The sequence below is a fragment of the Paraburkholderia sp. RL17-347-BIC-D genome (genome assembly GCF_046027915.1).
Lineage (GTDB): Bacteria > Pseudomonadota > Gammaproteobacteria > Burkholderiales > Burkholderiaceae > Paraburkholderia.
Window position 1 is genome coordinate 38,401 of record NZ_JARESS010000026.1, and the last position, 13,617, is coordinate 52,017.

Consider the following 13,617-nt stretch of genomic DNA (forward strand, 5'->3'; position numbering starts at 1 on the left):
TCGAAAATGACGTGGACCGCGATTAGCCCGACCGATGTGCAGATGCGCACAGGGCTTTATTCTTTGGCCGCTTCCGCCAAAGGTCGAATGATTTTCACGGCGGGTATCGTCTCTATCGATGCCGCGGGCCAGACCATCGGATTAGGAAACGCAGAGGTGCAGACCACTCGCGTGATTGAGACGATCCGTTCGATACTGGCCGAAGCAGGCGTAAAACTTGAAGACGTGGTCCACGTTCAGATTTTCTTGCGTGACCTGGTCGACTACGCTGCCGTCAACGAAGTGTACAAGCGATACTTCGTGCCACCGTATCCAGCCAGATACTGCGTTCAGGCTGCGCTCGTTAGTCCCGAATGGCTTGTAGAGATTGCGGTCACGGCAGTCGTGGCGGAGGATCTATGAAGATTGAAGATTATCCGCCCCAAGAACCGCTCTCGGAATTTGGTGAGCGATACCAAAAGACATGTTTTTCGCTTAGCGAGGGAATCGACGGTATTGAACTTCAACTCGGTAGGAATCCGTATCAATCGCTGACAGTTTATCCATCCCCTAATCCTTCGGGCGTCGTACTCGGATGGATGTTTGGTGGCGGATGGACAAACGGTTACAAGGAAATGATGGGCTTCATGGCACCGCCACTCATAGCCGCTGGGGTCACCTTAATCGCCATCAGCTATCGTTTGGCGCCCGCCTACACGTTCCCAGCGAATGTGATGGATATTGTTTCCGCACTTCAATGGACATCAGACAACGTGGGGGAGTTCGGAGGTCATCGCGAAAAGTTTTTCATTGGAGGACACAGCGCCGGCGGTCACCTTTCTGCATTGCTCGGAACGCGAAGAGAATTTCTGACCGACAACGGGTTGCCAAAGCGATTTATCAAGGGCGCACTTCCGCTGTCTGCGACATATGATTTTTCCGCTGGTAGCGGCCTATCGATGCGTCCACGGTTTCTTGGCCAGACCGCGATCAACAATGAAATAGCGGCAAGTCCGCTGTTTCACGTTGATCGAGAATCAGCGCCATTCATGATTGCCTGGGGTGAGAACGACTTTGCGCATCTGCGTCAGCAAGCGCTCAAGTTTGTCGAATTACTTCGATACCGAGGTGTCCCGTGTCAGGCGCTCGAAATGGGGCGTTGCGACCATCTCGAGACAGCCTATGAGGCTGCAAATACCAAAGGGCAGTGGTTTAATTCGGCGCTCAGCTTCATGAACACGATCGTGGCTTGAGTAGCACGGCCGCCAAAGGCATTTCGGAATGCAAGAGGTCGCATCGACGATACCCGCCATGGGTGCGTGATAGCGTCGGGCATAAGGGTAGTCACAACATACAGAACAGCTTGGGAGCAATGGCGATGGAAAGGATAGAGGAACTGCGCAAGATTCCGATAGAGCAGGTGATGGACACGAGGTCTCCCCGTCAACGTGCGGGGGGGAGTGCCACCGCGCAAGATGACTATGCATTGCGGCGTGTACCTTCGACGTGGCGGTGGAGTGCGTGGAGCACGTTGTGGGCATTCAGCGGTATGTCGACGGCGATGGCCTCACCTCTAACGGCCGCCCTGCTTGCTCACGATTTTGGTGCGCCGGCAACGATCCTTGCGTTGCTAGCCACGCTGATCTACACGTGTATAGGTGTCTGGATAATGGCAAGGAAAGCGTCGGAGGAAGGCGCCATTCTTGAGCTAATGAGTAAGCATACGTTTGGATTCCGGGGCTCGGCATTTCAGTTTGTAATATTGGGTTTGCTGGGAACCATATATTTCTCACTCGAAGCCCACGTAATGGCTGTGGCGTTGACCGAGGCCTTCCCTTTGATCGGATATCAGATGGGAGTGGCGATAATTTGCATTGGGTTCGTGCCGCTCACGTTATACGGAATGCAATTTCTCACAAGGTTTCAATCAATTACCATCTGGATTTATATCGCGGGAATCGTTGCCGCATTTGTCGGCCTTGCGCAGGGCTGGTCCGATACCGTCAAAACGGCACTGATCGGCGGCCACTGGTGGACAGTTAGCCCGAATCATGTGGCGCTCTCATGGCAAGGCGTGTTAGGTGCTTTTGGCGTGTACAGCGGCCTTTTTGGCTCCATCCTGATACTTCTTTCAACAGACACGGCACGGTTTGCGCGTCGCGAAGAAGCTGTAAAGGCAGCGACCCTGACCTCGCTGATCGGCGCGACGATACCCGTACTTGCGACTCCGCTGCTTGGGATCTATCTGCTGGCATGCAGTGCTGGACAGGTTGTTGATCCAGGGATCGCGTTGGTACGGGTGCTGGCGACCTACGGACTTCTGCTTGTTGTAGTAACACAGCTGAGAGTCAATGTGATCAATGCCTATTTTGGAACCAATGCGCTTGAGAATTTTTCGTCGCAGGTCCTCAAACTGCGATGGAACAGATCGACGTATCTCGCCCCTTTCATGCTGGTTGTTTTCCTGATTACAACGTCACATTTTCTCGATTACTTCAGTACGATAATGACCATTATCAGTGTATTTCTCTTCAACTGGACGATGGTCTTCTTCGGTGAAGTGACCTTCGTACGGCGGCGCTTTGGACTTCCACAATGGTCGGAGTTCCGTCGGGCGTACACGGCGCGTTACAACTTCATAGGCCTGGTTTCACTCTGGCTACCGACAGCTCTCGGAATTGCGCTTGCGAGTGGCGTGATTGGACAGACGGCGAGACTCTGGGCAGTTCCGGTTGCCGGATCGATGGCCTTTCTGTTTCCGCTCATCATCACGCTGGGACGAAACTCTGATTGGGTCGTGTCGCAATATTTCGCCCGGATGCCTGCGACGGTTGCTGCTCTCGCCGTCGAACAAACGTGCTCAATATGTCATGGTGACTATCACCGCTCCGATTACGTTCAATGCCCATATCATCAAAACAAATATATCTGTTCAAAATGCTGTGCCGTCGAAAAATCCTGTGGCGAGATCTGTCAGACACAATCAATGGAGGCTCAGGTGCGTAATGCCAGAGGCTTGGCGTAGCGCGCCATGACCAAAGGTATTCTCGGGGTTGAGAGGCGGATTAAGGGCCAAGCGTATGTTCGCGGTGTGCGCTGTCAGAGCCAACCGTGTTATCTTTTCGGCCACATCAGCTACGGAGCAAGCAACAGTGTCGAGCATTTCAAGCGGGCGCCGGATGTCACGAAGCGAACGGCGGAAGAACATTGTTGATCACGCAGTCGAGTATTTTGCGGATTGTGGATTTTATGCGGATACACGAGTTTTGGCGGAGAGGATTGGGGTAACCCAGGCTATCCTGTATAAGCATTTCCCTAGCAAAGACGCAATGATTGCTGCGGTCTTCGAACGTCTTACTGAACAGCAGGATGTTTCGGCTTGGGAGGGCGCGATACGAAATGGTGGCGAAGCCCTGCTGGTTCGTCTGTCGCGGTTCTTCCATGAGTATGCGTCTACGACCTACACGTATCAATGGATCAGAATTCACATGCACGCCTCGCTGTACGGTGGCCAGTTCAACCGTCAATTTATCAAGAACGTCACCGGACCGATCTTAAGACTCATCGCAGAGGAGATACGGCGGGAGATGAAGTTTCCGGCGCATATGATCGGCGACACGTCTGTCATGGAAATCGAGATTCTGTGGATCTTCCACTATGGCCTTTACTATCATCCTTTCAGACAGCACGTTTACGGACTGCAACAATCCGTCGATTTTTCCGAGCTGATCAAAGAGGCTTTGCCGGGCACTTTGTTTGCAGTTGAGTCCCATCTCCGCGAGAAATATCCTGAGGTACCCGTCAAGCGTCTCGAGCTGAAGAAACATCAAGCTAGTGTTGCCTGAGTACGATTGCCTGCTGTAGGAGCGAGTTCCTACAGCAGGCAATCGGCCGTACACTAAACGTGCACTCTGTCGTACGTTACGGCTGGCGCATGTTCAAATGACGCGGTTCACCTCGTCAAAGGTGAGCCTCGGCGCGCGCGGATACAACGTTGAAGCATCGCCGTATCCGAGTGTCGTGATGAAATTGACACGAATGCTGGTGTTCGAGAAGAACGCGGCGTTTACTTTTTCCTCATCGAAGCCGGACATAGCGTTGGTATCCAGACCAAGAAGGCGCGCGGCGATGATGAAATACCCCCCTTGGAGAGAGGAATTTCGAAATGCGGATTCCTCAATCAGTGCCTGGTTTCCGGCATACCACGGTCGTGCGTCCGCGTGCGGAAACAGTCGTGGCAACAACTCAACAAAGTTGATTTCCATTCCGATGATCGCGGTGACGGGGGCTGCTCGTACCTTTGCTGCATTTCCGGCTGCGCAGAGGTCCGCGAGCTTCGACTTCGCTTCAGGGCTGGTGCACCATACGATACGCATGGGTTGTTGATTTGTTGATGTCGGTCCCCATTTTACCAGGTCGTAAAGCTCGCGCAGCGTGTCCACTTCGACAGCTTTGTCCAAATAGGAATTGAACGTTCTGGCTGATCGGAATGCGCGGTCAAGTACTTCATTGTCGAGCGGCGTGGTCATAGCAATATATCCTCACGTGGTGTGTCGCGTCAGTTTAAGAGCTTTCGTATCCACTGAACAGTAGGCACCTTTGGGATACCACATCACTTGTCGGGTTCAAGGCTTCGGAACGAAGCCGCTCCGTTTGAGACAACCTCGCTGGTTGTCAGCGGTCGTATCGGCCCGCGTAACCAAGTTCGGACCGCTTATATCAATCGGACTACTTATTGTACGAAGGGCGATATTCCTGCGCGGACTGAATCCCTGACGCTATGACCTGAGTGTGTCACATCAACCTGTGCAGGCTGATTGTTGCTGGTTGAAGGTGAAACAGGTCTCACGGGACTTTCCCTAGTCCTTCGAGAAAGATTTTGACACTGAGATATCGGCTGTGCATACTCGGTGTCAGCAAATGCTAACAATATGATTTCGAAGCAAAAGAGAGGCGATGATCGAACAGCGATTCGACGTCTTGCCATGAGAATAGGTCGGCCGATTTGCAAAGCGAATTCAGGGCAACGGATTGGTGCGAAAACTGAGAACCGGTTGATCTGGACTGAACGTTGAGCCGACGGGGAACTCCCCCAATTTATGCTGTAGCCGACTGTTGGTCGGTGGAAAGCGCCGAAGGAGCGAAAGTCATGCAGGGTTGTAGAGCATCCGATGTCGTCGATCTAGGGCATTACGACTACGTGATTGTTGGTGGCGGCACTTCGGGCTGCGTATTGGCAAGTCGCCTTAGCGAAGATGATGGATGCCGGGTGTTACTGGTGGAGGCGGGTGACGACATCGTTCCTGGTCAGGAGCCTGCCGACATAATGTCGGTCCACGCCGACTCCGCGTTCAATCCGCGCTACCGCTGGCGGGTGCCGGCAAGCTACCTCGGCGAAAATGCGACGGCGACGGAGCTTGCGCATCAGGCGAGGGTGCTAGGCGGAGGATCATCACTGATGGGCATGCTTTCACTGAGAGGTGTGCCGGACGACTACGATCTATGGGAGAAGGGGGGCGCGACTGGATGGGGGTGGGAAGATGTCCTGCCTTGGTTTCGGAGGCTCGAATGTGATCTAGACTTCGATGACGCCCTGCATGGTAAAACTGGGCCTGTCCGTATCAGGCGTAACCCAAGGTCGGACTGGCCGCCGCTGTCGAACGCGATGGCAGCGTACGCTGCCGGACGTGGTCTTCCCTATGTGGCCGATATGAATGCGGATTTTCGCTCCGGAGTTGCGGCATTGCCGCTTGCACATGCCTTTGCGCGGAGGCAGTCGAGTTCCATTTGCTATCTGGATGCGGCAGTACGACGACGGCTCAATCTGCGAATTCTGACACGGGCGGAAGTAGTTGGTCTCGTCGGTGATGGTGCAAGCTTTAACGGCGTCGACATCAAGCTGGAGAACAATGACATGGCGCGCGCGTTTGCCGGAGAGGTCGTTCTGTGCGCAGGTGCGCTTCTCACCCCCGCCATCCTGATGCGAGCTGGTATCGGACCGGGTGAGCAGTTACACGCAAAAGGGATTCCTGTAGTTAATGACCTGAGAGGGGTAGGGCGGAACTTGCAGAACCACCCGATGCTATTCCTAACCGCATTCCTGCCCAGGCATGCGAGGGAACAGCAGACGACGATTTCCGCGGTCCACTCATGTATCCGTTACAGTTCCGGGGAGTCGGATAATGCGCCCGATCTTTACGTTCTGGCGTTAAACCGAACTGCAAACCATCCCCTTGGGCGGGCGCTGGGAGCCCTCCAGAGCTATCTGTTAAAACCAAGTTCCCGGGGGAAGATTACGCTCCGAGGTCCGGACCCGGCACTGCCTGCGATCGCGGAGTTTGATCTCCTTTCTCACCCGGAAGATCGACGCCTGGCCGTACGGAGCTTGCGCGACATGGCGACGTTGGCCGAATCCAGTGAATTGCGCCAACTGAATGCGGAGTTCTTTGCAGTCAAGTTCTCCGCGCGGCTCAGACGGCTAAATGAGCCGACGCTGGCCAATAGATCTTTGAGCCGGGCGACGCGTTACCTGTATGACGCATTTCCCGCTGCTCGCAGATTGTTGAAGCGGGCCATGCCCGGAGGGCCAACGGCTGCGGAATTGCTGTCGATGAACGATGAAGCCTTGCAAGCTCTGGCACTCGAATACGTTGCGCCTTCGGGCCACCATGCAGGAACCTGCAGGATGGGTGACCTGTCGGATCCGGGAACCGTTGTTGGTCCAGACGGGAAAGTTAAGGGAGTAACCGGCTTGCGCGTTGCAGACGCTTCGATCATGCCTTCGCTGCCGCGCGGCAATACGAATCTTCCAACATTGATGATAGGGGAGAAGCTAGCCGCTGCCATGCGCCGGCCGGGGTAGAAGCGGCGAATGTGAATCTTTTGGGTAGCCCTCCTTGCTGTGTAGAGAGTAGGTCGATTCGAATTTGACTTGCATCGGAGGGCCACTGGACGGCGAAGCTTCATATAAAAATAGTCGGATTTCGATCGATAAGTAGTCCAAATGAAAATGTCGGATCGCGCAAGGATGCTGAATCGATGAAAATCATCCATGGCACGGAGATACTGTGCCAAGAACAGCGAGAGATTTTCTTGTAACACACTGACGCTGTCAGCATTCGAGTTGCATTGTCATTTTGCTTTTTTGCTCACGCACCTAAACCGATATGAATGCGAAGATTGGAAATCTGAAGAATCGAGAAGGACTGGCGCGATTCGGCCGCACTGGAGACGGAGCCAGTTTGCCTGGATCCGAGTCGGCGTCAGTCTTGGTGGATCTTCGTGAGGTAACGATCGAGCTTGCCGGTCGTCAGATCGTGTCACCAACGAGCCTCACCATCAAGCGTGGGGAGTTCGTGTGCGTGGTCGGGCCCAGTGGATGCGGCAAAACGACGTTGCTACGGATTGCGGCAGGTCTCGCGAAGCCGTCGGCGGGAGTCGTTCGTATAGCAGGCCGCGAGGTGGTCGAACCTTCGTCGGATGTTGCCTTTGTCTTTCAGGATTACGGACGGGCGTTGCTGCCGTGGAGAACGGTCGCGGGCAACATTAGCTTCGCGCTCGAGGCGCTGAACGTGCGCTCTGGCGAGCGGAAGAGCCGCATTTCGGATGTTCTCGAGCGAGTCGGACTCTTGAGTCACGCCGGAAAGTTCCCCGCGCAACTCTCCGGCGGCATGCAGCAACGAGTACAGATTGCTCGTTGTCTGTCGCAACGACCGACGGTCCTCATGATGGATGAGCCTTTCGGCGCGCTGGACGCGCTCACGCGACAAAGCCTGCAGGACGAAGTTGCTCGCCTTGTGCAGGACGAGCGTCTGACGGTGATCTTCGTGACGCACGATCTGGAGGAGGCCATCTATCTAGGCGATCGAGTTATCGTGCTGCAGGCCAACCCTACACCGACCAGACCAAGTATCGCGAAGATGCTGGAGGTAGACCTGCCCCGGCCACGCGATCAACTTACTACCAAGGAGCACCCTGAGTTCCTTTCGCTGCGCCACGAACTGTTTGCATTTCTGGAGCACGGCCATGACTAGGTTCACACGGTTATCAATCCCGTGGATAGTGCCCACGCTCAGTCTCGTGACGGCGGAGGTGTACTGCAGGACCCTCGGAGTCGGCAGCGACACCCTGGCACCGCCAATTACCGCAGTTTGGGCCTTGTTTAGGGCAGGAGCGAATGGATCGCTCTGGGGTGCCACGCTGTTCACGCTTGCCACGGCTTCGGCCGGAATGGCGATCGGAACGCTCCTCGGTGTCTCGACCGGCGTGTGCCTTGGGATGTGGCGCCGTGGCCGTCGCGCGGCCTTTCTCTCGGTGGAGGTCTTTCGGGCTATTCCTGCAATCGCGCTGATCCCGCTTTCCATGCTACTTCTCGGATTCGGCATGGGCATGGAGATTAGCATTGCCGCGTTCGCCACATTCTGGCCTTCGTTGATTTTCACCACGGCTGCAGTGTTACAGATCGATCACCAGCTTTTTGAACTGAGCGCGCTGTTGCGGTTGGGACCGCTACAGCGTTGCCTGAAGATAATCTTGCCGGCCATCGTCCCACGTCTGCTGTTGGCAATGCGTTTCGCCATCGGTATGGCTCTCATCGCTTCGGTCACAGTGGAGATCGTAGCCAATCCGTTCGGAATGGGATTCGCCATGATGTTTGCACAGCAAAGCCTGAATCCGTCCTTGATGCAGGCATGGCTCCTTTGGATCGGCCTTCTCGGATACGCGATTCATCTCGCGACCATCAGGCTCGAAACGGCACTGGCACGCCGCATGGGAGCGATCATATGAGGGTCTGGTGTTCCAGGCTATTCGCTGGCGTGGACTCGCTGGCGCTCCTGTTCGCGCTGCTGGCTATCTGGTGGTTTGCCAGCCATTCCGGCGCTGTGAACAGACTGTTTCTTCCGACGCCCGAAGCGACAATACTTGTCCTGACCGCGGGATTGCGGGATGGCACAGTGGGCGCGCAGGCGCTGGCTACGGTTATTCGAATGCTGGTTGGTTGGCTGCTCGCATCGATTGTCGGTATCGGGCTGGGAGCCGTGATCGGTATCTCGCCAGGGGCGCGCCGTATGTTGCAGCCGATGCTCGAGTTCGTTCGACCACTACCTGCGTCAGCACTGCTGCCTCTCGCTATCGCGATCTTTGGCTTGAACGCCAACATGGTGCTTTCAGTCGTGGCCTTCGGCGCCATGTGGCCGGTACTACTGACTACCGTGCATGGATTTGCGAATGTGCAGCCACGTCTACTCGAAGTAGGCGACTGCCTACGGCTGTCGAAACAAGCGTTCATCTGGAAGATCGGCATCCCTAATGCGACGCCCGACATTTTGACTGGCATGCGGTTGTCGATGACGACATCACTCACGCTTTCCGTCGTGGGAGAAATGATTGCCTCGCAGGACGGTCTCGGCCTGTCGATGCTTTACGCCGCCAGAAACTTTCGCTCCGACGACCTATTCGCGGGAATTGCACTCGTGGCATTGATTGGCCTCGCGAGCAACGCGATACTTGGGATGGCCGAGAGGCGACTCTTGCGGTGGCAGCAACCTCAATAACTTAAAGGCACCCACAATGCACAAGACAGAGCAGCGCGACGACATGATCATCGAATGGGATGTACCCATTCCCATGGAAGACGGGATCGTTCTACGTGCCGACGTCTATAGACCAATTGGCCCGGGCCGCTATCCAGTTCTGATGAGTCACGGCCCCTATGCGAAGGGCCTTCCGATGCAGACCGGTTACGCGCCCGTTTGGCGGCAATTGACGCGCGATCACCCGGATGCAGTGGCAGAATCGACTAACAAGTACCAATCTTTTGAAGTCGCCGATCCGGAGTGTTGGGTGCCATATGGCTACATTTGCATTCGCGTCGACTCGCGCGGATCCGGCCGTTCACAGGGATATCTGGACTGTCTCTCCGCCCGGGAAACGAAGGACTATTACAACTGCATCGAATGGGCGGCCGTTCAGTCGTGGAGCAGTGGAAAGATCGGCCTGACGGGCATTTCTTACTACGCGGTTAACCAGTGGCAAGTGGCGGCTCTTAAGCCTCCCCATCTGCACGCCATTTGTCCGTTCGAAGGCTTTGCCGATCTCTACAGAGACACAGTCCGTCACGGGGGGATTCTCTGTAGTTTCATGTTGCGTTGGTATCCGATTCAAGTCGAATCGATCCAGCATGGGGCGGGTGATCGAGCGCCCATCAACCCCAATACAGGGGATTCGATCGCTGGCCCGGAAACCGAGGCTCCAGAGGTGCTGAAAGGTCGGCGTGCTGACTTGACGCAGCAACAGGTCGAGAACGTCTATGCCACCGACTCGTACTATCTGGAACGAACCCCGGTGCTGGAGGATATCGAGGTGCCTATGCTGTCACGTGGAAACTGGGGTGGGCTCGCGAATCATCTGCGCGGAAACATCGAGGCGTTTGTGCGGTCTGGCTCGAAGAAGAAGTGGCTCGAGATGCACAATTTCGAACACTGGACCGAGTTCTACACGACAGGAGGACGTGCGCTGATGCGACGTTTCTTTGACCACTTTCTTAAAGATGAGGACAACGGGTGGGATCGCGAACCACCGCTTATGCTGAACCTGCGGCGTCCCGATGGTTTCATTCAGCGTACAGAGCACGAGTGGCCGTTGGCGCGAACGGATTGGACGCGCAGCTTCCTCGATGCCGCATCGCTGTCGTTGGGAAGTCAGTCTGCTGCGCCCGCCAAGGCGGCGTTCCATGCCTTGTCTCATGGGGTGACATTCTGGGGACCTGAGCAGGAGCAGGAGGGCGAGATCACTGGGCCCGTGTCCGCCACGCTATTTGTGTCCTCATCGACCGTAAATGCCGACGTTTTCTTGACTCTGCGTGCGTTCGGTCCGAACGGTCGCGAGGTGCTATTCGCGGGAGCGACCGATCCTAATAACCCGGTGAGCTTCGGGTGGCTGCGTGCGTCACGACGGAAGCTCGACCTGGCTCGGTCGTTGCCGTACCGCCCGTGGCATGTCCATGACGAGGATCAGTTGCTGCTCCCGGGCGACGTGTACGAACTAGATATCGAGATCTGGCCGACCTCGATCATCCTGCCACGGGGTTACCGGCTCGCGCTGACGGTCGCTGGGCAGGACTTCGATCATCGCTTGCCAGAACCGCTGCCTTCCATGTGGGGCACGCCGATGCACGGTTGTTCGATTCATCTGCATGATGTCGATTCTGATCGGCCCGCTGACGTCTTCGGCGGCATGACAACCATTCATACCGGCGGCGAGTTCCCGTCGTCGGTACTTCTTCCTGTCATTCCCAACCACAACCTGTAAGAGATTAATCATGCGCAAGAGCATTTCGCTGGTCTGTTCGATTATGTGCTTCGCCGTCTCTGTAGTACCTGTTTGCGCCCAGACAAAAGTTGCGATCGCCTCATCACCCTCGGCAGACTATCTTCCGGCGTGGGTCGCGCAGGAGGAGGGTTTTTTCAGGAAGCATGGCCTTGACTCGACAACTACGACGGTAATGAGCTCAACCATCCTTGCTGGCCTTCAGTCCGGATCGTTGCAAGTGGCGGGCGTCCCACCGGCGGCTATGCTTACCGCGAACGAGGGAGGGCTCGATCTGGTTGCGATCGCTGGAGCGTCCGTGTCGTCGAAAGCCGGGAAGAATTTCGGTATCGTGGTCGCCGCCGATAGCGGCATCAAGAATGGTAAAGATCTGGTTGGGAAGAAGATTGGCGTTCCGGCCATTAGTGGAATGTCCTATGTATTGACTCGCAAGTACGTGGCTGACAGCGGCCTTGCACCCAATCAGGTTAGCTTTATCGAAGTTGGAATGCCGCAGGCTGGAGATGCATTGAAGTCAAAGAGTGTTCAAGCGTCTGTGACGGCGGCACCGTTCATTCAGCGCGCGGTCCAGAATAGCGGGGCGAGCGTCCTGGCATACTTCGACAGCATCATGCCGGAAGGCACCCAGATCACGCCATTCACTGCGACCAGGGAATGGGCCGCGCGCAATCCGGCCGCGGTACAGGGATTCCGTGCAGCAATCGGTGAGGCTATTCAGTTCATCGAGAAGAATCCTCAAGCTGCCAAAGTGGATCTCGCCAAGTACACCAAACTGCCTCCGGAGGTCATTGCTAACACCGTCCTTCCACACTACGTCGCGAAAGTGACGGAAGAGGATATGCGTTACTGGGTGAAGCTTGACCTTGAGGAGGGGCAGATCCACTCAGAGCCAAAGACAAATCTGGTTGCGCCTTGAGATATTTTCATTAAGCCAGGTTTATTCGTTCGTGTTGATTCGGATGCCTTATCAAAGATAACGGGACACGGAAAACCCGGATCGGTATTCCTCTGATCGTTTGTCGGGTTTTCATTTGAATCAACATCCCGACAGTCGCAGCTTGGTGATTTTTCAGAACCTGAGAGACTCTAATAAATTAGTAGAAAACAAAATAAATGTGACTGTATTGAAGAAATTTGTGTCTATGACGGCCTGAAATTTATTTCATACGAAATCGCAATACTTGAGAGGAGATAAAGTGATGAAGAATTTGAAGCATTTTCTGCCACTACTTGGTATTGTGGCCTGTGCGGCAGGTCATGCACAGTCGTCGGTGACCTTGTTCGGCGATGTCGACGTGGGCGTTCAATATCTGACGCATGCTGGCAGCAACGGTGGCAGAACCATTGGGTTCCAGTCGGGCAACGAGCAACCTAGTCGGTTTGGTATGGTCGGGCGGGAAGACTTGGGCGATGGTTACACCGCGATTTTCAGGCTGGAGTCGGGGTTCAGCATGGCAAACGGAAGTTCCGACATTGCCGGAACACTCTTCGATCGTTACGCGTACGTTGGATTGGACAGCAAGCGCCTCGGGACTCTGACAGCGGGAGTTCAGCGAAGTATTCTGGCCGAGCAGGCGATCGATTTTGAGCCCACGTATGTTGCTGAATACTCGGCTGGCGCCACGAACTATGTTCCCGTGGCGAGTTTCAGCCAAAATAACTCGATTAAGTGGACTAGTCCGACTTACGCCGGCATATCCGCTGTCGCCATGTATGGCTTCGGGCAGCAGGTTGCCGGAAATTTTAACGCTGGTCGTTTTTCCAGTGGCGCGCTGAGGTACCAAGGGGCGTCGCTCGGCGCAGTTGTGGTCTATGAGCAGTCGCACGGAACAGAAGCAGCGGGCAGCGACCTCTCATCCAAGGTCGATCGGCGCGTGAACCTTGCGTTGCGCTATGCCATTGGTGATGCGACGCTCTTTGCCTCATATACTCATGTGAGTGGCGACTTGCATCTCTCACCACCGGGTTATACCTACTTTGGCGGCTTGAGATACATGATTACGCCAGCGCTCTTCGTGACTGGGGAGGTCGCCCACTATCATACCAGCGACAATGAGGGACAACCAACCTGGTATCTTACCGGTGCGACGTATCTGCTTTCCAAGTCCACCAGCCTTTATGCCTATGCCGGTGTTCTTGCGAACCACGGCGGTACGTCGTTCACTCTGAATACCTATGACTTTAATTCTCCGGGTGGCTTCAATCAGGCGGGCGCAATGATTGGTATCAATCACTTGTTCTAGGGTACGGTGATACTGTGCTGCGGGCGGAGTGCCACTGTCCGGCCGCTCGGTCCGATCATTGTGTATG

12 protein-coding genes are annotated in these 13,617 nt (G+C 55.3%); 11 read left to right on the forward strand and 1 reads right to left on the reverse strand.

Translation table 11 applies throughout. The annotated features are described in order from the left end of the window. Positions 1-6 precede the first annotated feature (6 nt). The 4 genes from P0D96_RS29110 (at position 7) to P0D96_RS29125 (ending at position 3,824) form a co-directional block, all read left to right on the forward strand. Positions 7-402 carry a RidA family protein gene (locus tag P0D96_RS29110; RefSeq protein WP_408218746.1) on the forward strand — a complete coding sequence of 132 codons (396 nt, stop codon included), beginning with the start codon at positions 7-9 and terminating at the stop codon, positions 400-402. After that, a complete protein-coding gene (locus P0D96_RS29115; RefSeq protein ID WP_408316903.1) occupies positions 399-1,232 on the forward strand; it encodes an alpha/beta hydrolase in 834 nt (277 codons plus the stop codon). Before P0D96_RS29110 ends, P0D96_RS29115 begins: the two co-directional genes overlap by 4 nt. A 125-nt stretch (positions 1,233-1,357) precedes the next feature. Continuing rightward, on the forward strand, positions 1,358-3,004 hold the full coding sequence (locus P0D96_RS29120; RefSeq protein WP_408316905.1) for a purine-cytosine permease family protein: 1,647 nt from the start codon (positions 1,358-1,360) through the stop codon (positions 3,002-3,004). A gap of 127 nt (positions 3,005-3,131) precedes the next feature. Beyond that, the gene (locus P0D96_RS29125) at positions 3,132-3,824 is read left to right on the forward strand and encodes a TetR/AcrR family transcriptional regulator (protein WP_408316907.1); all 693 of its coding nucleotides are present in this window, start codon (positions 3,132-3,134) and stop codon (positions 3,822-3,824) included. Between the two features lie 93 nt (positions 3,825-3,917). Here the strand turns inward: P0D96_RS29125 and P0D96_RS29130 are convergent, their stop codons facing one another. Continuing rightward, positions 3,918-4,508 carry a malonic semialdehyde reductase gene (locus P0D96_RS29130; RefSeq protein WP_408316909.1) on the reverse strand — a complete coding sequence of 197 codons (591 nt, stop codon included), beginning with the start codon at positions 4,506-4,508 and terminating at the stop codon, positions 3,918-3,920. A 593-nt stretch (positions 4,509-5,101) separates the two neighbouring features. Between P0D96_RS29130 and P0D96_RS29135 the strand changes: the two genes are divergently transcribed. From P0D96_RS29135 to P0D96_RS29165, 7 genes are all read left to right on the forward strand, one after another. After that, on the forward strand, positions 5,102-6,841 hold the full coding sequence (locus P0D96_RS29135; RefSeq protein WP_408316911.1) for a GMC family oxidoreductase: 1,740 nt from the start codon (positions 5,102-5,104) through the stop codon (positions 6,839-6,841). Between the two features lie 304 nt (positions 6,842-7,145). Then, positions 7,146-8,012 carry an ABC transporter ATP-binding protein gene (locus tag P0D96_RS29140; protein WP_408316913.1) on the forward strand — a complete coding sequence of 289 codons (867 nt, stop codon included), beginning with the start codon at positions 7,146-7,148 and terminating at the stop codon, positions 8,010-8,012. Positions 8,013-8,208: 196 nt separating this feature from the next. Then, positions 8,209-8,766: an ABC transporter permease gene (locus P0D96_RS29145; RefSeq protein ID WP_408316915.1), complete on the forward strand. Its 558-nt coding sequence runs from the start codon at positions 8,209-8,211 to the stop codon at positions 8,764-8,766. 29 nt (positions 8,767-8,795) lie between these two features. Continuing rightward, complete coding sequence (locus P0D96_RS29150; protein WP_408316917.1) at positions 8,796-9,533, forward strand: ABC transporter permease; 738 nt, start codon at positions 8,796-8,798, stop codon at positions 9,531-9,533. 16 nt (positions 9,534-9,549) lie between these two features. Continuing rightward, the gene (locus P0D96_RS29155) at positions 9,550-11,289 is read left to right on the forward strand and encodes a CocE/NonD family hydrolase (RefSeq protein WP_408316919.1); all 1,740 of its coding nucleotides are present in this window, start codon (positions 9,550-9,552) and stop codon (positions 11,287-11,289) included. A gap of 10 nt (positions 11,290-11,299) precedes the next feature. Further along, a complete protein-coding gene (locus P0D96_RS29160) occupies positions 11,300-12,223 on the forward strand; it encodes an ABC transporter substrate-binding protein (protein WP_408316921.1) in 924 nt (307 codons plus the stop codon). A 283-nt stretch (positions 12,224-12,506) separates the two neighbouring features. Then, positions 12,507-13,550 carry a porin gene (locus P0D96_RS29165; RefSeq protein ID WP_408316923.1) on the forward strand — a complete coding sequence of 348 codons (1,044 nt, stop codon included), beginning with the start codon at positions 12,507-12,509 and terminating at the stop codon, positions 13,548-13,550. Positions 13,551-13,617: the final 67 nt, after the last annotated feature.